The organism is Pantoea sp. B623, from assembly GCF_024814475.1.
Lineage (GTDB): Bacteria > Pseudomonadota > Gammaproteobacteria > Enterobacterales > Enterobacteriaceae > Pantoea > Pantoea ananatis.
Genome location: NZ_JANUXM010000004.1, coordinates 1,494,379 through 1,516,985 on the forward strand (window position 1 = coordinate 1,494,379; position 22,607 = coordinate 1,516,985).

General features: G+C 51.6%; 20 protein-coding genes, 4 tRNA genes and 3 rRNA genes. 16 read left to right on the forward strand and 11 right to left on the reverse strand.

Annotation, left to right across the window (positions count from 1 at the left end; all coding sequences use genetic code 11):
* Positions 1–7 precede the first annotated feature (7 nt).
* The 7 genes from NXS97_RS08900 (at position 8) to NXS97_RS08930 (ending at position 5,137) form a co-directional block, all read left to right on the forward strand.
* Positions 8–1,024: a PTS glucitol/sorbitol transporter subunit IIB gene (locus tag NXS97_RS08900; RefSeq protein WP_013024729.1), complete on the forward strand. Its 1,017-nt coding sequence runs from the start codon at positions 8–10 to the stop codon at positions 1,022–1,024.
* Between the two features lie 24 nt (positions 1,025–1,048).
* The gene (locus tag NXS97_RS08905; RefSeq protein WP_014606533.1) at positions 1,049–1,408 is read left to right on the forward strand and encodes a PTS glucitol/sorbitol transporter subunit IIA; all 360 of its coding nucleotides are present in this window, start codon (positions 1,049–1,051) and stop codon (positions 1,406–1,408) included.
* Positions 1,409–1,417: 9 nt separating this feature from the next.
* Positions 1,418–2,197, forward strand: a complete 780-nt coding sequence (gene srlD, locus NXS97_RS08910; RefSeq protein WP_015700911.1) for a sorbitol-6-phosphate dehydrogenase — start codon at positions 1,418–1,420, stop codon at positions 2,195–2,197.
* A gap of 54 nt (positions 2,198–2,251) precedes the next feature.
* Complete coding sequence (locus tag NXS97_RS08915) at positions 2,252–2,617, forward strand: transcriptional regulator GutM (RefSeq protein WP_116219483.1); 366 nt, start codon at positions 2,252–2,254, stop codon at positions 2,615–2,617.
* A 79-nt stretch (positions 2,618–2,696) separates the two neighbouring features.
* Positions 2,697–3,473 (forward strand): DNA-binding transcriptional repressor, encoded by a 777-nt coding sequence (locus NXS97_RS08920; RefSeq protein WP_014606536.1) that lies wholly within the window; start codon positions 2,697–2,699, stop codon positions 3,471–3,473.
* Complete coding sequence (locus NXS97_RS08925; RefSeq protein WP_015700913.1) at positions 3,463–4,422, forward strand: KpsF/GutQ family sugar-phosphate isomerase; 960 nt, start codon at positions 3,463–3,465, stop codon at positions 4,420–4,422. The genes NXS97_RS08920 and NXS97_RS08925 overlap by 11 nt, the downstream gene beginning before the upstream one ends.
* Positions 4,423–4,468: 46 nt before the next feature.
* Positions 4,469–5,137 (forward strand): transaldolase family protein, encoded by a 669-nt coding sequence (locus tag NXS97_RS08930; RefSeq protein ID WP_105079790.1) that lies wholly within the window; start codon positions 4,469–4,471, stop codon positions 5,135–5,137.
* Between the two features lie 153 nt (positions 5,138–5,290).
* Here the strand turns inward: NXS97_RS08930 and NXS97_RS08935 are convergent.
* Both NXS97_RS08935 and dnaQ read right to left on the reverse strand, forming a co-directional pair.
* Positions 5,291–5,367, reverse strand: a tRNA-Asp gene (locus NXS97_RS08935).
* Positions 5,368–5,501: 134 nt separating this feature from the next.
* Positions 5,502–6,233: a DNA polymerase III subunit epsilon gene (gene dnaQ, locus NXS97_RS08940; RefSeq protein WP_014606539.1), complete on the reverse strand. Its 732-nt coding sequence runs from the start codon at positions 6,231–6,233 to the stop codon at positions 5,502–5,504.
* A 53-nt stretch (positions 6,234–6,286) separates the two neighbouring features.
* On the opposite strand from dnaQ, the gene rnhA reads away from it, so the two are divergent.
* Positions 6,287–6,754 carry a ribonuclease HI gene (gene rnhA, locus NXS97_RS08945; RefSeq protein ID WP_014606540.1) on the forward strand — a complete coding sequence of 156 codons (468 nt, stop codon included), beginning with the start codon at positions 6,287–6,289 and terminating at the stop codon, positions 6,752–6,754.
* Here rnhA and NXS97_RS08950 read toward each other — a convergent pair.
* Entirely contained in the window at positions 6,739–7,473 is a 735-nt protein-coding gene (locus tag NXS97_RS08950; protein ID WP_013024720.1) for a class I SAM-dependent methyltransferase, read from the reverse strand. The genes rnhA and NXS97_RS08950 overlap by 16 nt on opposite strands.
* A 42-nt stretch (positions 7,474–7,515) precedes the next feature.
* Here NXS97_RS08950 and gloB point away from each other — a divergent pair, with 42 nt between their 5' ends.
* Positions 7,516–8,271, forward strand: coding sequence for a hydroxyacylglutathione hydrolase (gloB, locus tag NXS97_RS08955; RefSeq protein ID WP_015700915.1), 756 nt, complete (start codon positions 7,516–7,518; stop codon positions 8,269–8,271).
* Positions 8,272–8,342: 71 nt separating this feature from the next.
* A complete protein-coding gene (gene mltD / locus NXS97_RS08960) occupies positions 8,343–9,719 on the forward strand; it encodes a murein transglycosylase D (protein WP_013024718.1) in 1,377 nt (458 codons plus the stop codon).
* A 117-nt stretch (positions 9,720–9,836) separates the two neighbouring features.
* Here the strand turns inward: mltD and NXS97_RS08965 are convergent, their stop codons facing one another.
* On the reverse strand, positions 9,837–10,628 hold the full coding sequence (locus NXS97_RS08965; protein ID WP_014606543.1) for an endonuclease/exonuclease/phosphatase family protein: 792 nt from the start codon (positions 10,626–10,628) through the stop codon (positions 9,837–9,839).
* A 284-nt stretch (positions 10,629–10,912) separates the two neighbouring features.
* Between NXS97_RS08965 and yafC the strand changes: the two genes are divergently transcribed.
* Positions 10,913–11,851: a DNA-binding transcriptional regulator YafC gene (gene yafC, locus NXS97_RS08970; RefSeq protein WP_013024716.1), complete on the forward strand. Its 939-nt coding sequence runs from the start codon at positions 10,913–10,915 to the stop codon at positions 11,849–11,851.
* A gap of 114 nt (positions 11,852–11,965) precedes the next feature.
* Here the strand turns inward: yafC and NXS97_RS08975 are convergent.
* From NXS97_RS08975 to gmhB, 7 genes are all read right to left on the reverse strand, one after another.
* Positions 11,966–12,042: transfer RNA gene (locus NXS97_RS08975), tRNA-Asp, on the reverse strand.
* 235 nt (positions 12,043–12,277) lie between these two features.
* Positions 12,278–12,393, reverse strand: a 5S ribosomal RNA gene (gene rrf, locus NXS97_RS08980).
* A gap of 229 nt (positions 12,394–12,622) precedes the next feature.
* Positions 12,623–15,528: ribosomal RNA gene (locus NXS97_RS08985) — 23S ribosomal RNA — on the reverse strand.
* 235 nt (positions 15,529–15,763) lie between these two features.
* Positions 15,764–15,839 (reverse strand) — tRNA-Ala (locus tag NXS97_RS08990).
* 142 nt (positions 15,840–15,981) lie between these two features.
* Positions 15,982–16,058 (reverse strand) — tRNA-Ile (locus tag NXS97_RS08995).
* 73 nt (positions 16,059–16,131) lie between these two features.
* Positions 16,132–17,673: ribosomal RNA gene (locus tag NXS97_RS09000) — 16S ribosomal RNA — on the reverse strand.
* The 16S, 23S and 5S rRNA genes sit together here with 3 tRNA genes alongside, the layout of an rRNA operon.
* 411 nt (positions 17,674–18,084) lie before the next feature.
* Entirely contained in the window at positions 18,085–18,645 is a 561-nt protein-coding gene (gmhB, locus tag NXS97_RS09005; protein WP_041930709.1) for a D-glycero-beta-D-manno-heptose 1,7-bisphosphate 7-phosphatase, read from the reverse strand.
* A gap of 188 nt (positions 18,646–18,833) precedes the next feature.
* On the opposite strand from gmhB, the gene metN reads away from it, so the two are divergent.
* The 5 genes from metN (at position 18,834) to tsaA (ending at position 22,582) form a co-directional block, all read left to right on the forward strand.
* The gene (gene metN / locus NXS97_RS09010) at positions 18,834–19,865 is read left to right on the forward strand and encodes a methionine ABC transporter ATP-binding protein MetN (protein WP_116220028.1); all 1,032 of its coding nucleotides are present in this window, start codon (positions 18,834–18,836) and stop codon (positions 19,863–19,865) included.
* The gene (locus NXS97_RS09015; protein WP_013024713.1) at positions 19,858–20,511 is read left to right on the forward strand and encodes a methionine ABC transporter permease MetI; all 654 of its coding nucleotides are present in this window, start codon (positions 19,858–19,860) and stop codon (positions 20,509–20,511) included. Before metN ends, NXS97_RS09015 begins: the two co-directional genes overlap by 8 nt.
* Positions 20,512–20,540: 29 nt before the next feature.
* Entirely contained in the window at positions 20,541–21,356 is an 816-nt protein-coding gene (locus NXS97_RS09020; RefSeq protein ID WP_014592975.1) for a MetQ/NlpA family lipoprotein, read from the forward strand.
* A 126-nt stretch (positions 21,357–21,482) separates the two neighbouring features.
* Positions 21,483–21,881, forward strand: a complete 399-nt coding sequence (gene rcsF, locus NXS97_RS09025; protein ID WP_015700918.1) for an Rcs stress response system protein RcsF — start codon at positions 21,483–21,485, stop codon at positions 21,879–21,881.
* On the forward strand, positions 21,878–22,582 hold the full coding sequence (gene tsaA / locus NXS97_RS09030) for a tRNA (N6-threonylcarbamoyladenosine(37)-N6)-methyltransferase TrmO (protein WP_013024710.1): 705 nt from the start codon (positions 21,878–21,880) through the stop codon (positions 22,580–22,582). Before rcsF ends, tsaA begins: the two co-directional genes overlap by 4 nt.
* Positions 22,583–22,607 lie beyond the last annotated feature (25 nt).

Consider the following 22,607-nt stretch of genomic DNA (forward strand, 5'->3'; position numbering starts at 1 on the left):
AAATAAAATGACGACACAAATCCGTATCGAAAAAGGAAACAGCGGTTGGGGCGGCCCTTTACAACTTGATATAACACCCGGGAAAAAAATTGTTTACATCACCGCCGGCGCCCGACCGTCAATCGTGGACAGGATCAGTGAAATCACCCATTGGGAAGCTGTAGATGGTTTCAAACAAGGGGAACCGCCAGCCGATGAAATTGGTCTGGCCATCATCGATTGTGGTGGCACGCTGCGTTGTGGTCTTTATCCCAAACGCGGTATCCCCACCGTGAATATCCATGCGACAGGAAAGTCCGGACCGCTGGCACAATATATCCTGGAAGACATTTATGTCTCTGGCGTTAAGCCTGAGAATATCAGCATCGTCAATCGCGAGGATCACGGCAGTAAAGACGTCATTCACACCCATGACGAAAAACGTGCTGCCCCCGCGCCCCGTGGCGCTGGCGCGGGGAAAGATTATGACTCGAGTAAAAAAATTACCGAGCAAAGCGACGGTTTACTGGCAAAAATTGGCACAGGAATGGGGACCGTCGTTGCCGAATTTTTCCAGGCCGGGCGGGATACCATTGATACCGTACTCAAGACCATCCTCCCTTTTATGGCATTTGTGGCGGCCATCATTGGCATCATCATGGCCTCAGGTTTGGGCGATATGATTGCCCACGGGCTGACGCCACTCGCCACCAATCCTCTTGGCTTAATCACGCTGGCCTTAATCTGTTCCTTTCCGCTCCTGTCGCCGTTCTTGGGGCCGGGCGCCGTGATAGCCCAGGTTATTGGTGTACTGATCGGCGTTCAAATCGGACTGGGTCATATTCCGCCCCATCTTGCCCTGCCAGCCCTGTTTGCCATCAATGCACAAGCCGCTGCAGATTTTATTCCTGTGGGTTTATCGCTGGCGGAGGCGAAACAGGACACCGTGCGCGTGGGGGTTCCTTCCGTTCTGGTCGGCCGCTTCCTGACCGGTGCCCCTACCGTGCTGATTGCCTGGGCAGTCTCTGCCTTTATTTATCACTAAACGCCCCCCTTCTGGAGAAAAGTCATGACGCACTTTGAAACCGAAATAATCAAAGTGGGCATAAACGCCCACGATGCGCTGCTTGAAAACATGATGATTTTATTTCGGGAAGGCGCACCCGCCGATATTCAGGATTATTGCTTTATCCACCAGCATGGCACGCTGACGGGGCATCCTGTCACGGGTTCAACCCTGCAGCTGGGAGAACGGTGTTATGCCGTGACGGCCATCGGTGAGGTCGCGATCGAAAACTTGCGCGAACTGGGCCATATCACCGTTGTTTTCGACGGGCAGCCAACCGCGCAACTGCCTGGTTCAATCCATGTTAGTGGAAAAGCGCCCGACAGAATTACGACGGAAACATCCGTAAAACTCTTTGCATAGGAGCGAGTTATGTCTGAAGTTGCTGTGGTTATCGGTGGTGGGCAAACGCTGGGGGCATTTCTGGCAAAAGGGCTGGCCGAAGCAGGTTACCGCGTTGCCGTCGCGGATTTGAAAGGGGAAAACGCCCGAAAGGTCGCCTCAGAAATTAACGCCGAATATGGCGCCAATCGGGCCGTGGGTTTTGAGGTTGATGCAACAGATGAGGCGAGTGTTATTGCGCTTGCTGGCAATATCGATAAGGTCTTTAAACAGGTCAATGTGATGATTTACAGTGCCGGCATGGCAAAAGCGTCCTTTGTCACTGATTTCGCCTTAAAAGATTTTGAAATATCTTTGCAGGTCAATCTGGTTGGGTATTTTCTCTGTGCACGTGAATTTTCCCGACTGATGATTCGCGATAATATTCCGGGCCGCATTATTCAGATCAATTCGAAGTCGGGCAAAACAGGCAGTAAACATAATTCGGGCTACAGCGCGGCTAAATTTGGCGGCGTGGGATTAACACAGTCACTGGCCCTCGATTTAGCGGATTATGGCATCAGAGTACATTCGCTGATGCTGGGTAATTTGCTCAAATCGCCGATGTTTCAGTCTCTGCTTCCTCAGTATGCAAAAAAACTGGGCATCTCGCCCGAGGAAGTTGAAGCCAGCTATATTGCAAAAGTGCCACTCAAGCGCGGTTGTGAATACCAGGATGTGCTGAACGTCTTGTTGTTTTATGCAAGTGACAAGGCCTCATATTGCACCGGGCAGTCTATCAATATCACGGGCGGCCAGGTGATGTTCTGATTGCCCCCTTCAATATCGCTGGCCTGGTATGTTGGCCTTGCTCAGGAGACGAAGATGAGTAGCGGGATAATTGCTGTAGCACTGTTGGCATGGCTGGCCCATTCGTTGTTTGGCTGGTATCAGTTACGACGCTTTAACCATATGCTGGAGGGGTTATTTCAGCAAGGTCGGGTTGGCATCGGGCGATCGGCTTCAAACCGCTTCAACGTTAAACCCCGCGTAATTATCGCAGTCGCGGTCAATCCCGAAGGACGAATCCTGGCGGCTGTCATTATGAAAGGCTTCACCGTTTTTGCGCGTCCACATGCTTTGCCTTTGTTAACCGACTGTTATCTTGATGATATCGATGCGAAAAAAATTTTTCCCGAACGTGAAACGTGTCAAAAAGCCTTACTTTCCGCCATATCAATGAAAGACTGATGTGTTAAATTGAAAGCAGGATGAAAATTTTAGCGCTGCTTTAATTTTGACAAAACCCCTTTCAGATAAGGCGTTACTGATGAAACCGCAACAAAGACAGGAAGCTATCCTTGCCTATCTCCAAAAAAATGGCAAAACCACCATTGGCGATCTGATCGACTATTTCAAAGCAACAGGCACGACGATTCGCAAAGATCTGACCGAAATGGAAAAGCGCAGCGAGGTGATTCGTATTCACGGTGGCGTCATTCTGAGCCATGAAGAAGGCGATCAACCTATCGACCATAAAACGCATATCAACAGTGACAGAAAAAGGCACATTGCTGAATCGGCCATACAACTGGTTAACGATGGTGATTCGCTAATCCTGGATACTGGCAGCACCGTGCTTCAAATGGTCAGGCATCTCAAACCCTTCAATAACATTACCGTCATGACAAACAGCCTGCACATTGTGAATGCGTTAATGGAATTAGATGGCGATCAGACCATTTTAATGCCCGGCGGAACGTTACGAAAAAAGTCCGCCTCATTTCATGGCGGACTTGCCGAGTCAGCCTTTCGCTCTTTTAACTTCGATAAGTTATTTATTGGCGCCGATGGTATTGATTTGGATATGGGGATCACCACCTTTAACGAAGTTCATGCCGTCAGCACGTCGATGTGCGCGGCGGCTGACAGGATTATTGTTCTTGCTGATTCATCCAAGTTTGGTCGTAAAAGCCCAAATGTTGTGTGTAGTCTGGATAAGGTGGATACCATTATCACGGATGCCGGTATTACGCCTCATTACCTTCAGCGACTCGTGGACAAAAAAATCAACGTCATTGTCGCAGGAGGGGAGGATGAAGAATAAAGAGGTGCTGCTCGAGTATGCCAGAGAGGCCCTGTCGCTTGAAATTGCCGAGGCTCAGAATCTGTTTAACAGCTTAGATGACGCGTTTATCAATGCGTGTGAATTAATTCTGCAATGTCAGGGCAAAACGATTGTTTCTGGCATCGGTAAATCTGGCCATATTGGAAAAAAAATCGCCGCTTCGCTGGCCAGTACCGGCACTCCCGCTTTTTTTGTGCATCCTGCTGAAGCCTTGCATGGCGATCTGGGCATGATCACTTCGCAGGACGTGTTTATTTTTATCTCGAATTCCGGCAGCGCGGCTGAATTACAGATTATTGTTCCTGCCCTTAAGGCGCTCAACGTTCCCATTATTGCGATCACTAATGTCGCCCACTCCTTTCTGGCCCAGCAGGCCAACCACGTACTGCATCTTGCTGTTAATCGGGAAGCCTGCCCGATGGGGCTTGCGCCCACGTCGAGCGCCGTGAATACCCTGTTATTGGGTGACGCTTTGGCAATGGCGCTGATGCGTTCACGTAATTTTAATGAGGAGCAATTTGCCCGCTCCCATCCCGGAGGCAGCCTGGGCGCTGGCCTGCTTAATTCGGTTGCGCAATCTATGCGAAAAGGCGAACGCATTCCTCGCGTAAATAAAAACGCCTCCGTGTTAGATGCCATGGAAGAACTGACCCGTACCGGTATGGGGATTGTGATTGCCTGTGATGACGACAACGATATCGAGGGTATTTTTACTGACGGCGATCTGCGCCGCGCGCTGTTAGCTGGTAAAAAGCTGGACGATCGGCTTGATCCTCTCCTGACGCGCCCCGGCTACAAACTGGCCGAACACCTTAGCGTTGCGGCCGCTACGCAGAAATTATATGACCGACGCATTAGCGCGGCGCCAGTCGTCAATCAACAGGGTCAGTTAGTTGGAGCCATCAATCTCTATGATTTGCATAAATAACATTTATTTAGCCCGTTTTTAATCTATCAGCCACCTGGGAGGGAATATGGAATTGTATATCGATAGTGCAGATACGTTAGCTATTCACGATCTGGTCAACGTTTTACCCGTTAATGGCGTGACCACCAACCCTTCGCTCGTCGCCAAATCTGGCGTCGAACTGACGAAGTTAATCAGCGAGCTACGCACGATTTTAGGGGAAGAGAAGCTTATCTTTGCTCAGGTTCTGGCAAAGGATACACCAACGATTATTCGCGAGGCGCAGTACCTCCATGAGCTGTGCGCCAATATGGTCGTGAAAATCCCCGTCGACCGGGCCGGACTCGCCGCGATTACCCAGTTGAAACAACGTAACATTCCTACTTTAGGCACGGCGATTTACTCTACCTCACAGGCGATGTTGGCGGCCTTTGCTGGCGCTGATTATATTGCGCCCTATTTCAACCGTATGGAAAATAATAATATCAATGCAAAGCAGGCCGTTTCAAATATGCAGCAATTTATTCAACTGCATAAGATGGAGTGCAAGATATTAGCAGCCAGCTTTAAAAACACGACGCAGGTAGCGGACTGCCTGCTCTCTGGCGCGGCGGCTGTCACCTTACCTGTCGATGTGATGTGCGAAATGTTTAACTCCCCTCTGGCAAAACATGCCATTGATGATTTCAGTCATGACTGGCATCGGGCGTTCAACCGTTTGCAGTTAATGATTTAGTGGTGCGAAGGTGTTAATCGTGCTGGCGTGAGACAACGTTTTTATTTGGCAGCATTAATACTTTGGTTGCCTGAATGAAAGGAAATTGTTTCGGAGTTTTCGACGCTAAAAAAGCAAAAACGCCATGCTGATAACCAGCATGGCGTCGAAATTTGGCGGAACGGACGGGGCTCGAACCCGCGACCCCCTGCGTGACAGGCAGGTATTCTAACCAACTGAACTACCGCTCCGCGCTTTGTTCCCCGTCGGGAACGAGGCGCATATTAATCACAACAAGAGTACGCGTCAACGCTTTTCCCCGTGCAACATTCTGTTTGCTGCTATTTTCGCCCCAATGTTGATTTTACACACAAATCTTTGCGACTCAGGCGCGCCACAGACAGCTGCCGCCCTTCTTCATAATGAGATCTAACCGGGACTCATGCTGGTTAACTTCCTCATCGCTGGCGGTAACCACACGCAATCCCGAGCTGGGGCGAGCAATACGCTGAATACCTTCGCTCTGCTGCTGACGTGCTCGTTCCTCTTCCGATGAGAACGACAGCGAAGTTTGCCCGCCGGTCATCGTTAAGAAAACTTCGGCCAGTATCTCGGCATCCAGCAGTGCGCCGTGCAGCGTACGCTTGCTGTTATCTATTTCGTAACGTGAGCACAGCGCATCAAGGCTGTTGCGCTTGCCGGGAAACATGCGGCGCGCCATTGCCAGGCTGTCGGTAATCTTGCAGAAGGTTTCGGTTTTCTCGATACCGCGCTGCAGTTTACCGAATTCGTAATCCATAAAGCCGATATCAAACGACGCGTTATGAATCACCAACTCCGCACCGCGGATGTAATCGAGAAACTCATCGGCAATATCGCTGAAGGTCGGCTTATCCAGCAGGAATTCATCGGCGATACCGTGAACGCCAAACGCTTCAGGATCCACCAGCCTGTCGGGCTTGAGATACATATGGAAGTTATTGCCCGTCAGGCGGCGGTTAATGACTTCGACGGCACCAATCTCAATGATGCGGTGACCTTCATAATGTACCCCGATCATATTCATACCGGTGGTTTCAGTATCGAGAACAATTTGACGGTTATTTGCAGTGCTCATAGGCCTCGTTTTATGTCAGACTTGGCGTTTTGTCAGAAGGAAGTCTACCAGAGATGCGTAAACAGGTAGAGATTTTCACCGATGGATCTTGTCTCGGCAACCCGGGCCCCGGTGGTTATGGCGCAATTTTGCGTTACGGGCAGCATGAAAAAACCTTCAGTGCGGGTTATCGCCTGACGACCAATAATCGCATGGAGTTAATGGCGGCCATCGTGTCACTGGAAGCCCTGACGCAACCCTGCGATGTGGTGTTAAGTACCGACAGTCAGTATGTGCGCCAGGGTATTACACAATGGATACACAACTGGAAAAAGCGTGGCTGGAAAACGGCTGAGAAGAAGCCGGTTAAGAACGTCGATTTGTGGCAACGGCTGGATACCGCGCTCAGCACACACCAGATTCAGTGGGAATGGGTTAAAGGTCATGCCGGCCATCCCGAAAACGAACGTTGTGATGAACTGGCGCGCAGCGCAGCGAACAACCCGGCCTTTGATGATATTGGCTATCAGCCAGAATCCTGATCTTTGACGTGTCGGAACTGGCGCGTCGCGTTGACCGTCTGGGGCAATTGTCTTTTGCTCAGGCTCATCCGCGCCTTGGTGGGCGTAAGGGGAAAACTCCGTTTACGCGCCACAACAATGTTCAGGCAACCTAACGCGGGAAGATGGGCGCTGATCATTTTCCCCCCCTGCCGATGCCAGGGCAGCACCTGGAAACGCGTGCGGTAAACCACTTCGTAATTCAGTAAGCCCAGCCAGTCCAGTAATCGCATCTGACTAAACATCCGGCTGCTCCAGGGCGCTTTACGCTGGATGCCCGGCACCATCTTACTGATGCCCAGCAGACTGAACGGATTAAAACCACTGATGATCATCCAGCCGTCATCGATCAGAACGCGATCAACCTCGCGCAATATCCGGTGCGGATCCTGACTCCAGGATAACGTATGGGCCAGTAAACAGGCATCAACAGACTTCGATTCAAACGGCAGCTGTGCCGGATTTGCCAGCACCTGTAGCTGTTCCCCTTCAGTGCCTACACTGACCTGATGTGAGATAGCACAATTTTCTGTATTGATTTCTGCGCTGAGGTTGCCAAGCTTAAGCATATGAAAGCCGTACAGCTTTCCCAGGTAAGGCTGAAGCTGCTGTGTAAGCGCATCGCGGAAATAGACGCCCCAGGGCATATCGTGCCATGAGCGTGGCGCGTTCAGGATTTGGCGTGTTTTAGCGGGCTTCATGCTTTACCATTTTCCTTTTTATACGGCCAGCGAGAGGTATCTATGAATCTTACCAGTATTCCTGCATTACAAGATAACTACATCTGGACGTTAACAGATGACAACGGAAAATGCCTGATTGTTGATCCCGGTGAAGCTCTGCCGGTACTGGAGAAGATCAAAGCTAACGGCTGGCAGCCTGAAGCGATTTTGTTAACCCATCATCATAATGACCACACAGGCGGTGTTAAAACCCTCTGCGAACATTTTCCTGACATTGCCGTTTATGGTCCGCAAGAAACAGCGGACAAAGGTGCAACCATTCGGGTCAGCGAAGGGGATAAATTCAACGTTCTGGGTCTGTCTTTCGAGGTTATCGCTACGCCCGGACACACTTTAGGACATATCTCATATTACAGTTCGCCTTATCTTTTCTGCGGTGACACTCTGTTTTCGGGCGGCTGCGGTAGATTATTTGAAGGTACGCCAGAGCAAATGTTCGATTCTTTTCAGAAGCTTAACCAACTCCCAGAGGATACCCTGGTGTGCTGTGCACATGAATACACTTTATCCAATCTGAAGTTTGCTGCTGCAATTTTACCCCACGATCCGCAAATAACGGCTGAATACCATAAAATTAAGGACTTACGGGCCGAAAATCGCATTACTTTACCTACAAAACTGGCTCACGAGCGTGTGATAAATTTATTTCTCAGAACGCAAGATCCTGATTTACAACATGCTTTGAGCGTTGATTCAGAGGTAGAGCCTGTATGGAAGACATTTGCCGTTCTACGCGAGAAGAAAGACCGTTTTTGATTTTTCAGGTTGTGTTGTGAAGGACCGTCACGTATAGTTGCTCGTCTTTTAAGCGAACTATTGACACACACATGAAGGCTAAAGCGATATTACTCGCCTCGGTCTTGCTGGTAGGATGTCAGGCATCACGGAATGACGCCAATATCCCCGAACAGCATGCACAGAGTCTGTCTTCAGCTGGTCAAAGTGAAAATGGAAAGTACGGTGATCGACTTTTATCGCCGCGATGGCAGGAAGATGGAACTGGCCTCGCAGAAGATAGTGATCTCTGGAGTTTCATTAGTGACGAGTTGAAGATGGGGATTCCGGAAAACCCCCGGATCCGCGAACAGAAATTAAAGTTTTTAAAAAATAAGAGCTATCTCCACGATGTAACATTACGGGCAGAGCCGTACATGTACTGGATAGTCGAGCAGATTAAGAAACGTAAGATGCCGATGGAACTAGTACTGCTACCCATAGTGGAGAGCGCTTTTGATCCTCACGCAACGTCATCTGCAAATGCCGCTGGCATCTGGCAGATTGTTGGCAGTACGGGTCGAAACTATGGTTTAAAACAAAACCGTTACTACGATGGTCGTCGCGATGTTGTCGCTTCAACCAAAGTAGCGCTGGATATGATGCAGCGTCTAAATACCATGTTCGGTGGTGACTGGCTTCTGACAGTTGCGGCCTACAACAGTGGCGAAGGACGCGTGCTCAAAGCGATTAAGCAGAACAAGGCACGCGGTAAGCCTACCGACTTCTGGCATCTTTCGCTTCCACGTGAAACGACGGTTTATGTTCCAAAAATGTTGGCCTTGAGCGAGTTGCTTAAGAACAACAAGCGTTACGGTATCAAACTGCCGACACCTAACGAAAACCGTGCACTGGCACGTGTTGAAGTGGGTCAGCAGATAAAACTGACGCAAGCCGCTGAAATGGCCGGTATGTCGCTCACAAAGTTGAAGAGCTTCAATACCGGGTATAAAGGCGGTGCGACAGCACCTAATGGGCCACACTACATTATGGTGCCGAAAGCTAACGTCGCACAGTTGCGGGATTCACTGGCTTCCGGTGATATCTCTGCAGTGCAGCCCACCCAACTGGCGAAGGCCAGTAATGATGGTGGCTACAAAGTGCGAAGCGGCGATACCCTGTCGGGCATTGCCAATAAGTTAGGCGTCAGCGTTGCAACACTGAAGCAGCAAAATAACCTGCGCAGTGCCAGCATTCGTCCGGGTCAGATACTGACTGTCGGATCGAGCGGCACGAGCCTGGCGGATAATGGCAACAGCATCACCTATCGTGTTCGTAAGGGTGATTCTCTTGACAGTATCGCCCGTCGTCACGGCGTGAATATTAAAGACGTGATGCGCTGGAACAGTGTTGTGAGTAATGCAAAAGATATTCAGCCTGGCGATGAGCTAACGTTGTTTGTTAAGAATAACGCAACGCCAGATACCTGATACGTTGAAAAGGCTGACAAATGTCAGCCTTTTTTCTTATTCGATTCTTCTGCACTTTGCATGATCTCCCGGCGTTTCGCCCTCTCCTCCTGACAGAACGCCTCTCCGCGATTCTCCTCACCGACTGGCGTTAAATTCGACCAGCAAGGGATTATGATCGGATGCGCGCGTCACCAGCACTGACGCCTCACTAACGTGCATGTCGCGATAGAAGACGAAATCTAACGGCCGGCCAAAGGCTTTACGTCGATGATCCGCGGTGAACATCACCTCTTCCAGCTGCATCTGATGAGCAAACCGGTAAAGCGCGTTAATCCGTTGACGACTCCACGCATTGAAATCGCCAGCCATGATAACCGGACCACGGTGGTGGACAATCTGTTCGCCAATAGGCCCAAGTTGTTTACTGTAGACATCCACGCCCAGACTAAAGTTTACGGCATGAATGTTGACTACCATAAGCGTTTCACCCGTGGGTAACGGATAGGCCGTGACTAAAGCCGATTTAGAGAGCCTCAGAAGCGGCTCTCGCTCGCGCAAAGGGCAACAGTAGACTGGGTGAGCGGAAGCCAGTGTCATCACGCCAGAGGGATGCTGAGGCAACACGAATGCCGGAACCTGATCGGCCGCCAGATAGTTGCTGGTCGCAAACCGGATAAGCTCTGGCGTGGTTTGCGCTTCCTGGAGCAGAACCAGATGCGCATCTTTACCAAAGCCTTCCAGTACGGACATCCAGTCGGCACGCTGCTGTTTAAAGATATTCCATACCAGCACTTTAAGATTGGGGTGAGCGGGGAGCGGCGCGCCGGGAGGCAGCGCCTGGCCGAGATGAAACATTGCACCCGGGGGAAAGATCCTCTCCGCTGGCTGTCCGGCTACATATCTCATCGCGTAGGTTTTTTTGCGCACTTTCCCGCCTGGCTAATCGTTCAAAAAGTCGTATGACTTATCTGTTATAGGGATTTTAGTACGCGGTTTCAATGGATGCTGCCGATTGTTCCAAACCCGATCTGTTTATTTTAATCATAACGGGCTGTATTGATACGCTGTCTTGTGGGCCGGTCTGCTCAAGCACGGCATAATTTATCATCTGTCTTATCGGGAAAAAGCCTTTCGCGCCAAGGGGCCAGGTCAGTGCTGTGCTTTAATAACAGTTCTATCGGCCTACAGGCTATTTGGCGTGAAGAGACACCATGAAGGCATCGTCTGAAGAACTGAAAGTATTTGTGAGCGTGGTTGAAAGTGGAAGCTTCAGCCGGGCTGCCGAGACGTTAGAGATGGCCAACTCTGCCGTAAGCCGCACGATTAAGAAGCTGGAAACTAAGCTGGGGCTGGCCTTACTTACGCGAACAACCCGCAATCTTGCATTAACGCAGGAAGGGGAACGTTATTTTCAGCAGGTCCAACATTTTCTTCAGGTGATGACCGCGGCGGAAAACGAGTTGATTGAAAGCCGTGATGTGCCCAAAGGGCTGTTGCGGATAGACGCAGCGACGCCAGTCATATTGCATCTCATCATGCCGATGATAAAGTCCTTTCGGGAACGCTATCCGGACATCGCGCTTTCGCTGATTTCTTCTGAAAACTTTATCAACCTGATTGAGCGAAAAGTCGATGTGGCAATTCGGGCAGGCAGTCTGACGGATTCTGGCCTCAGAGCGCGACTGCTTTTTATCAGCTATCGCCGTCTCATTGCCTCTCCCGACTATTTGAAAAAACACGGTATACCTTTGCGGGCGGCCGATCTGGATAATCATCAGTGTCTTGGTTTTATTGATGCACCGCGCCTTAATCGTTGGCCTGTGGCCTGTGAAGGCGGCGAACTTTATGGCATTCGTTCTGAGCTCGATTCAAATAGCGGAGAGACCATCAAGCAGCTTTGCCTGGAAGGGAATGGTATCGCCTGTCTGTCAGATTACATGGTGCATAAAGAAATTGAAGAAGGCAGCCTGGTGGAGATCATGGCCGATCAGCGTTTGCCGGTTGAGATGCCCTTTAACGCCGTGTATTACAGCGATCTCGGCGTAACCCAGCGCGTGCGTGCCTTTATTGATTTTCTCAGTGAGTGGGTGGTCAGACAGCCCTGGCATGTGCAAAACGATTTGCAGCAACACCTCTCTATAAAGCCCTGAAGGGCTGTGCTCGCTACAGCCTGTGAGACGTTGCCGTGTGGGAGAGTAATGGCAATTATTTTGGCTCAGAAATGGAAAAAGCCCTGACCGTTAAGTCAGGGCTTTCCAATTAAGTGGCGGAACGGACGGGGCTCGAACCCGCGACCCCCTGCGTGACAGGCAGGTATTCTAACCAACTGAACTACCGCTCCACCGATTCTGTACTGACGTCAGAAAAACGTTCTGATATCAGGTATATCGCCCTTCCGCGTCACCGGTAAGGTCATGACCAGCGTACTGGTCTTAATTTGATGCCTGGCAGTTTATGAATCACGCTGTGATTCACCCTTCGGGCCGCTGCCTCGCAGCGTTCAAAAGCGTTCGCTTTTGTCCTACTCTACTGAGTAGTGAACTGCCCGAGGTTACGTGCAGGTCCTTCAATTTGATGCCTGGCAGTTCCCTACTCTCGCATGGGGAGACCCCACACTACCATCGGCGCTACGGCGTTTCACTTCTGAGTTCGGCATGGGGTCAGGTGGGACCACCGCGCTACAGCCGCCAGGCAAATTCTTTGTGCTCCGTCCTGCGTCTTTCACGCTGCTGCCGCGCTGGCTTCCCTCGCGCCGCTCAGTCACATACCTCAGTATGCTCCTTCACCCCGTCTCGGTTGCCGCCTTGCACTCAGCGCAAAATCCTTCGGACTCACGTCCGCAGAACAGAACTAAATTCTTTATCCGGTAAACAATGCTGAAAATTTAAATCGTCTCTCTACCAAAACGCCTCTGGCGTTGTAAGGTTAAGCCTCACGGGTCATTAGTACCGGTAAGCTCAACGCATCGCTGCGCTTACACACCCGGCCTATCAACGTCGTCGTCTTCAACGTCCCTTCAGGAGCCTTAAAGGCTCAGGGAGAACTCATCTCGGGGCAAGTTTCGTGCTTAGATGCTTTCAGCACTTATCTTTTCCGCACTTAGCTACCGGGCAGTGCCACTGGCGTGACAACCCGGACACCAGCGGTGCGTTCACTCCGGTCCTCTCGTACTAGGAGCAACCCCCCTCAATTCTCCAGCGCCCACGGCAGATAGGGACCGAACTGTCTCACGACGTTCTAAACCCAGCTCGCGTACCACTTTAAACGGCGAACAGCCGTACCCTTGGGACCTACTTCAGCCCCAGGATGTGATGAGCCGACATCGAGGTGCCAAACACCGCCGTCGATATGAACTCTTGGGCGGTATCAGCCTGTTATCCCCGGAGTACCTTTTATCCGTTGAGCGATGGCCCTTCCATTCAGAACCACCGGATCACTATGACCTGCTTTCGCACCTGCTCGAGCCGTCACTCTCGCAGTCAAGCTGGCTTATGCCATTGCACTAACCTCCTGATGTCCGACCAGGATTAGCCAACCTTCGTGCTCCTCCGTTACGCTTTGGGAGGAGACCGCCCCAGTCAAACTACCCACCAGACACTGTCCGCAGCCCGGATCACGGGCCTACGTTAGAACACCAAACATTAAAGGGTGGTATTTCAAGGCCGGCTCCACGCAGACTGGCGTCCACGCTTCAAAGCCTCCCACCTATCCTACACATCAAGGCTCAGTGTTCAGTGTCAAGCTGTAGTAAAGGTTCACGGGGTCTTTCCGTCTTGCCGCGGGTACACTGCATCTTCACAGCGATTTCAATTTCACTGAGTCTCGGGTGGAGACAGCCTGGCCATCATTACGCCATTCGTGCAGGTCGGAACTTACCCGACAAGGAATTTCGCTACCTTAGGACCGTTATAGTTACGGCCGCCGTTTACCGGGGCTTCGATCAAGAGCTTCTCCTTGCGGATAACCCCATCAATTAACCTTCCGGCACCGGGCAGGCGTCACACCGTATACGTCCACTTTCGTGTTTGCACAGTGCTGTGTTTTTAATAAACAGTTGCAGCCAGCTGGTATCTTCGACTGGCTTCAGCTCCGGGAGCAAGTCCCTTCACCTACGCGCCAGCGTGCCTTCTCCCGAAGTTACGGCACCATTTTGCCTAGTTCCTTCACCCGAGTTCTCTCAAGCGCCTTGGTATTCTCTACCTGACCACCTGTGTCGGTTTGGGGTACGATTTTGTGTTACCTGATGCTTAGAGGCTTTTCCTGGAAGCAGGGCATTTATCACTTCAGCACCGTAGTGCCTCGTCGTCACGCCTCAGTGTAAAGTGAACCGGATTTGCCTGGAACACACACCTACACGCTTAAACCGGGACAACCGTCGCCCGGCTGATATAGCCTTCTCCGTCCCCCCTTCGCAGTAACACCAAGTACAGGAATATTAACCTGTTTCCCATCGACTACGCCTTTCGGCCTCGCCTTAGGGGTCGACTCACCCTGCTCCGATTAACGTTGAACAGGAACCCTTGGTCTTCCGGCGACAAGGTTTTTCACCTTGTTTATCGTTACTTATGTCAGCATTCGCACTTCTGATACCTCCAGCAACCCTCACAGGCCACCTTCGACGGCTTACAGAACGCTCCCCTACCCAACAACGCATAAGCGTCGCTGCCGCAGCTTCGGTGCATGGTTTAGCCCCGTTACATCTTCCGCGCAGGCCGACTCGACCAGTGAGCTATTACGCTTTCTTTAAATGATGGCTGCTTCTAAGCCAACATCCTGGCTGTCTGGGCCTTCCCACATCGTTTCCCACTTAACCATGACTTTGGGACCTTAGCTGGCGGTCTGGGTTGTTTCCCTCTTCACGACGGACGTTAGCACCCGCCGTGTGTCTCCCGTGATAACATTCTCCGGTATTCGCAGTTTGCATCGGGTTGGTAAGCCGGGATGGCCCCCTAGCCGAAACAGTGCTCTACCCCCGGAGATGAGTTCACGAGGCGCTACCTAAATAGCTTTCGGGGAGAACCAGCTATCTCCCGGTTTGATTGGCCTTTCACCCCCAGCCACAGGTCATCCGCTAATTTTTCAACATTAGTCGGTTCGGTCCTCCAGTTAGTGTTACCCAACCTTCAACCTGCCCATGGCTAGATCACCGGGTTTCGGGTCTATACCCTGCAACTTAACGCCCAGTTAAGACTCGGTTTCCCTGCGGCTCCCCTATGCGGTTAACCTTGCTACAGAATATAAGTCGCTGACCCATTATACAAAAGGTACGCAGTCACCCCATAAAGAGGCTCCCACTGCTTGTACGTACACGGTTTCAGGTTCTGTTTCACTCCCCTCGCCGGGGTTCTTTTCGCCTTTCCCTCACGGTACTGGTTCACTATCGGTCAGTCAGGAGTATTTAGCCTTGGAGGATGGTCCCCCCATATTCAGACAGGATACCACGTGTCCCGCCTTACTCATCGAACTCACAGCCTGTGCACCTTTGTGTACGGGAGTATCACCCTGTACCCTGCGACTTTCCAGACGCTTCCACTGATGCACAAGCTGATGATGGTTCTGGGCTCCTCCCCGTTCGCTCGCCGCTACTGGGGGAATCTCGGTTGATTTCTTTTCCTCGGGGTACTTAGATGTTTCAGTTCCCCCGGTTCGCCTCATACAGCTATGTATTCACTGCATGATAGTGTGTCGGAACACACTGGGTTTCCCCATTCGGGTATCGCCGGTTATTGCGGTTCATATCACCTTACCGGCGCTTATCGCAGATTAGCACGCCCTTCATCGCCTCTGACTGCCAGGGCATCCACCGTGTACGCTTAGTCGCTTAACCTCACAACCCACAGGCGTTTATCTGTTTTACCGTAACGGCTTCACAGTTAGCTTGTAAGCTGTAAGCTTTTGAGAGACTCGAACGCGTTGTGCTGTGTTCCTTATTACGGAGGAACACGACAATGCGTCGTTTCAAATTTTCAGCTTGTTCCGGATTGTTAAAGAGCAGAATACTTCGCAGCACACCGTTGCCGGTACGCTCTGAAGTATTTTCAGAAAAAATACAGTAGTGAGTATGGTGGAGCTAAGCGGGATCGAACCGCTGACCTCCTGCGTGCAAGGCAGGCGCTCTCCCAGCTGAGCTATAGCCCCATACAGTTACTGCAGAGACCACTACTACCACTCAACCGAGTACACTTCGTGAGAAGTGCACTTCGTGCTCAGGCAAGGCGTGTGTCCGCGAAGCATAGTGAACTATGCGAGCCGGAGACATAACGCAGCATGAGTGCGAAGTTGGTAGGCCTGAGTGGACTTGAACCACCGACCTCACCCTTATCAGGGGTGCGCTCTAACCACCTGAGCTACAAGCCTGTAGAGGTTTTTTCTGCTCGTGACTTTCTATCAGACAATCTGTGTGAGCACTTCGCGGGAAGGTATCTTCAGGTAAGGAGGTGATCCAACCGCAGGTTCCCCTACGGTTACCTTGTTACGACTTCACCCCAGTCATGAATCACAAAGTGGTAAGCGCCCTCCCGAAGGTTAAGCTACCTACTTCTTTTGCAACCCACTCCCATGGTGTGACGGGCGGTGTGTACAAGGCCCGGGAACGTATTCACCGTGGCATTCTGATCCACGATTACTAGCGATTCCGACTTCACGGAGTCGAGTTGCAGACTCCGATCCGGACTACGACGCACTTTATGAGGTCCGCTTGCTCTCGCGAGGTCGCTTCTCTTTGTATGCGCCATTGTAGCACGTGTGTAGCCCTACTCGTAAGGGCCATGATGACTTGACGTCATCCCCACCTTCCTCCGGTTTATCACCGGCAGTCTCCTTTGAGTTCCCGACCGAATCGCTGGCAACAAAGGATAAGGGTTGCGCTCGTTGCGGGACTTAACCCAACATTTCACAACACGAGCTGACGACAGCCATGCAGCACCTGTCTCAGAGTTCCCGAAGGCACCAAAGCATCTCTGCTAAGTTCTCTGGATGTCAAGAGTAGGTAAGGTTCTTCGCGTTGCATCGAATTAAACCACATGCTCCACCGCTTGTGCGGGCCCCCGTCAATTCATTTGAGTTTTAACCTTGCGGCCGTACTCCCCAGGCGGTCGACTTAACGCGTTAGCTCCGGAAGCCACTCCTCAAGGGAACAACCTCCAAGTCGACATCGTTTACGGCGTGGACTACCAGGGTATCTAATCCTGTTTGCTCCCCACGCTTTCGCACCTGAGCGTCAGTCTTCGTCCAGGGGGCCGCCTTCGCCACCGGTATTCCTCCAGATCTCTACGCATTTCACCGCTACACCTGGAATTCTACCCCCCTCTACGAGACTCAAGCCTGCCAGTTTCAAATGCAGTTCCCAGGTTAAGCCCGGGGATTTCACATCTGACTTAACAGACCGCCTGCGTGCGCTTTACGCCCAGTAATTCCGATTAACGCTTGCACCCTCCGTATTACCGCGGCTGCTGGCACGGAGTTAGCCGGTGCTTCTTCTGCGGGTAACGTCAATCAATGCGGTTATTAACCACATCGCCTTCCTCCCCGCTGAAAGTACTTTACAACCCGAAGGCCTTCTTCATACACGCGGCATGGCTGCATCAGGCTTGCGCCCATTGTGCAATATTCCCCACTGCTGCCTCCCGTAGGAGTCTGGACCGTGTCTCAGTTCCAGTGTGGCTGGTCATCCTCTCAGACCAGCTAGGGATCGTCGCCTAGGTGGGCCGTTACCCCGCCTACTAGCTAATCCCATCTGGGTTCATCCGATAGTGAGAGGCCCGAAGGTCCCCCTCTTTGGTCTTGCGACGTTATGCGGTATTAGCCACCGTTTCCAGTGGTTATCCCCCTCTATCGGGCAGATCCCCAGACATTACTCACCCGTCCGCCACTCGTCACCCGAGGAGCAAGCTCCTCTGTGCTACCGTCCGACTTGCATGTGTTAGGCCTGCCGCCAGCGTTCAATCTGAGCCATGATCAAACTCTTCAATTTAAAGTTTGATTTGCTGAAACAAGTCCAGCGGTGCTCATCTGTAAAACGTCATAATGAATTTCATTATGTGTTCACTCGTGAGGCTTTGATATTTTTTACGTCCGGAGACGCTGATATCAATCCTGCGAGTGCCCACACAGATTGTCTGATAAATTGTTAAAGAGCAGTGCGAACAGCGGGTTAACCGTCTGTCGCGAGGTGGCGTATATTACGCTTTCCTCCTTCAGAGTCAACCTCTTTTTCAGAAGTTTTTCTCCGGCGGAAACTCCTGGGAGCCTCCTGCTGAACACCGCGTTACGTAAGCCGTTGTGCCGTGTCAGTGGAGGCGCATTATAGGGAAGCTTTCACAGAGCGCAAGTGCAAATTTGAACTTTTTTGCTGTTCGTCTGAAATTTGCACAAAGGGGCTGTTTTACGCGCTTTTAATACGGGCAGGTAACTCGGCAAGACTCTTTATTACCCAGTCAGCCAGCGCTTCACCTTCAGCCGTGACCGGCTTACCGCTGCGCACAAGGACTTTCTTACCTACGCCGGCGGCCTCGGCGGCCTGCATATCTTCCAGTTTGTCACCCACCATATAAGAGGCCGCCATATCGATGTGCAACTCTTGTTGCGCGGACAGTAACATTCCGGGCTGAGGCTTACGGCAGTCACACTGCTGGCGATATTCTTCAACCGTCGCGTCGGGAAGGTGCGGGCAGAAATAGATCCCATCAAGGTCGATATCCCGATCGGCCAGCGACCAGTCCATCCACTCGGTAAGCCGCATAAACTGATCTTCGCTAAACATACCGCGAGCAATACCAGACTGGTTAGTCACGACAACCAACGCAAAGCCCATCTTCTTTAATTGTTGCAATGCTTCAATGACGCCATCAATAAACTGGAAATTATCGATTTCGTGGACGTAGCCGTGATCAACATTGAGGGTGCCATCGCGATCAAGAAAAATGGCCGGGACTTTATTCGTCACGTAAAAACTCCTGCTATAAAAATTGCCGATCAGTATCGCACGATTGCGATTAAAGGGAGAATGTCTGATTGAATCACTTCCATTGATTTAGACGTCTGGATGCCTTACCATCCATCCAGCTTATGCATGCTTTCAGTGATGAGAGCACACCAGACCACGGACAATGCAAGACGATAATAAATAACGTAATGATTAAATTAGAAAATATTACCAAAGTGTTCCAGCAAGGTTCGCGATCGATACATGCATTATCGAATGTCAGCCTGCACGTACCTGCCGGGCAAATCTATGGCGTCATCGGTGCATCCGGTGCCGGTAAAAGCACGCTCATTCGTTGCGTGAATCTGCTTGAACGCCCGACTTCCGGCCGCGTGCTGGTTGACGGTGCAGACTTAACGGCGCTGGGCGAACGGCAACTGACTCAAGCCCGCCGTCAGATCGGCATGATTTTCCAGCACTTTAACCTGATGAACTCACGCACGGTTGCGGGCAACGTTGCGCTGCCGTTAGAGCTGGGTCAGCTCTCTCGTGAGGAAATTAAAAAGCGTGTGACCGAGCTGCTGGATCTGGTTGGCCTGGCTGATAAACACGACGCCTGGCCAGCCAATCTTTCCGGTGGTCAGAAACAGCGCGTCGCTATCGCGCGTGCGCTGGCAAGCAATCCCAAAGTCCTTCTGTGTGATGAAGCCACCAGCGCGCTCGATCCGGCAACAACCCGTTCGATTCTTGAATTGCTCAAAGATATTAACCGTCGTCTTGGCCTGACCATTCTGCTGATTACGCATGAGATGGATGTCGTAAAACGCATCTGCGATCAGGTCGCAGTGATAAGCCAGGGCGAGTTAATTGAAAAGGACAGCGTGAGCGAAGTCTTCTCGCATCCTAAAACGCCGCTGGCACAACAGTTTATCCAGTCAACGCTGCACCTGGATATTCCGGACGATTATCAACAGCGCCTGTCACCTGAAGCAGGCCCAGAGAGCATGCCCTTACTGCGTATGGAATTCACCGGGCAGTCTGTCGATGCACCTTTACTGTCTGAAGCCGCGCGTCGTTTCAATATCAACAACAACATAATTAGTGCGCAGATGGATTATGCCGGCGGTGTGAAGTTCGGCATCATGCTGGCGGAAATTCACGGCAGCGAAAGCGATACACAGGCCGCGATTCAGTGGCTGCAGGAACATCACGTAAAAGTAGAGGTGCTAGGTTATGTCTGAAGCGATGATTGCGTTGCTGGGGCGCGGCGTGTGGGAAACGTTGATGATGACCTTTGTCTCTGGCTTTTTCGGTTTCGTACTGGGATTACCGGTAGGCGTCCTGCTCTATGTGACCCGTCCGGGTCAGATTCTGGAAAACAAAGGTTTGTATCGGGTGCTGTCGGCGCTGGTCAACATCTTCCGCTCTATTCCCTTTATTATCCTGCTGGTCTGGATGATTCCGTTTACCCGCATCATTGTTGGCACCTCTATTGGCTTGCAAGCCGCCATTGTGCCACTGACCGTGGGTGCGGCGCCCTTTATTGCCCGTATGGTTGAGAACGCCCTGCTGGAACTGCCAACCGGACTGATCGAAGCGTCACGCGCCATGGGTGCCACACCGATGCAAATCGTGCGAAAAGTGCTGCTGCCCGAAGCCCTGCCCGGCCTTGTCAATGCGGCCACCATCACGTTGATTACGCTGGTCGGCTACTCTGCAATGGGCGGAGCCGTGGGCGCGGGCGGTCTGGGACAGATTGGCTACCAATACGGTTATATCGGATATAACGCGACAGTGATGAATACGGTATTAGTGTTATTAGTCGTTTTGGTGTATCTCATACAATTCTGTGGCGACCGCATCGTGCGTGCTGTGTCCCATAAATAAGCAAGCAATATCACTATTAAGGAAAGGATATGTCTTTCAAATTTAAAAAAATTGCCGCTGTGGGTGCATTAATTGGCGCGATTGCGCTGGCAGGATGCGATCAAAAAGCCAAAGATCCAAACCACATTAAAGTGGGCGTGATTGTCGGCGCAGAACAGCAGGTTGCGGAAGCGGCGGCTAAAGTCGCTAAAGACAAGTATGGCCTGGATGTTGAGCTGGTCACCTTTAACGACTACGTGCTGCCTAACGAAGCACTGAGCAAAGGTGATATTGATGTGAATGCCTTCCAGCATAAACCGTATCTGGATCAACAAATCAAAGATCGTGGTTACAAGCTGGTATCCGTTGGTAACTCTTTCGTTTATCCGATTGCGGGCTACTCGAAAAAGATCAAATCACTCGACCAACTGCAGGACGGCGCGCAGGTTGCCATTCCTAATGACCCAACTAACCTTGGTCGTTCGCTGCTGCTGCTGCAGAAAGTGGGCCTGATTAAGCTGAAAGACGGTGTGGGCCTGCTGCCAACCTCACTGGATATCGTTGAGAATCCAAAACACCTGAAGATTGTTGAGCTGGAAGCGCCACAGCTGCCACGTTCGCTGGACGATCAGCAAATCGCACTGGCGGTCATCAACACGACTTACGCCAGCCAGATCGGCCTGACACCGGCGAAAGATGGCATCTTTGTTGAAGATAAAGACTCACCGTACGTGAACCTGATTGTTGCGCGTGAGGACAATAAAGACGCAGAAAACGTGAAAAAATTCGTGCAGGCTTATCAGTCTGACGAGGTCGCGGATGCGGCGAATAAAGTCTTTAACGGTGGTGCGGTTAAAGGCTGGTAATTTAGCCTTACATCTCTCCTCAGGGCGGCTTATAGCCGCCCTTTCTGATATTGCGCTTTGCTGACTTGTTATTTATCCGTGTCCTTGTTTCAATAACGCCACTTTTTGAAACTTGAGGATGTTGCCATGCGTTTTTTACCGCTCTGCTTGTTAGCATTGATGCTGACAGGGTGTGTTCGAGAGTACCACCCAATAAGCAGCGCACCTTCTCATCCGCAGCAATCCAGCGAACCGACACGTAAGCCAACGTATCGTCCCGCGCCTGTTAAGGTTTACACCGATGCGGCCGATCTGGTGAGCAAACCCTTCCGCGATTTAGGCGAAGTGTCCGCTGAAGATTGCCAGGTGAGCAATCAGAACTCCCCCCCAAATATCGCTACCGCACGTAAACGTATGCAGATTAAAGCGTCACAGATGAAAGCCAATGCTGTGCTGCTGCATAAATGTGAAATCGTCAGCAGCACGCCGGGCTGCTACCGTCAGGCTGTTTGTCAGGGATCGGCGTTGAAAGTCACCAGTCAATGAGTGAATTCGCCTTTGCGCAAATCGGCGTGATCCGTTCTCCCTGGAAAGAGAAGTTCGCCGTGCCGCGTCAGCCTGGGCTGGTACAGGACGGCGGCGGCGAACTGCATCTTTTGCCGCCTTATAACCAGGCGGATGCCGTGCGCGGCCTGGAAGACTTCAGCCACCTCTGGATTCTGTTTGTTTTTCATCAGACCATGGAAGGGGGCTGGCGCCCTACCGTAAGGCCTCCACGGCTGGGCGGTAACGCGCGCATGGGCGTTTTTGCCACCCGCTCCACCTTTCGCCCCAATCCCGTCGGCATGTCGCTGGTTGAGCTCAAAGGCATTCGCTGCGAGAAGCAGCAGGTCATTCTGCAACTGGGCAGCCTGGATTTAGTGGACGGTACGCCGGTTGTCGATATTAAACCTTACCTGCCTTTTGCCGAGGCCCTGCCCGAAGCGCGCGCCGGTTTCGCGCAGGCCGCGCCGGAAAGCACTATGCCGGTCCGGTTTTCAGCGCTTGCCCAACAGCAGTTGCAACAGCACGCCCGCTATCCGCATCTGGCACGCTTTATCAGCGACGTTCTCGCTCAGGATCCGCGGCCCGCTTACCGTAAAGGTGAAATCCAGGACAGGGAATATGCCGCCTGGCTAATGGAGTTTAACGTGCGCTGGCGCATTGATGACGCAGGGACGGAAGTCGTGGCTATCGATCCGCGTTAAAACCCGCTTTTTAGCCAGTGATCTC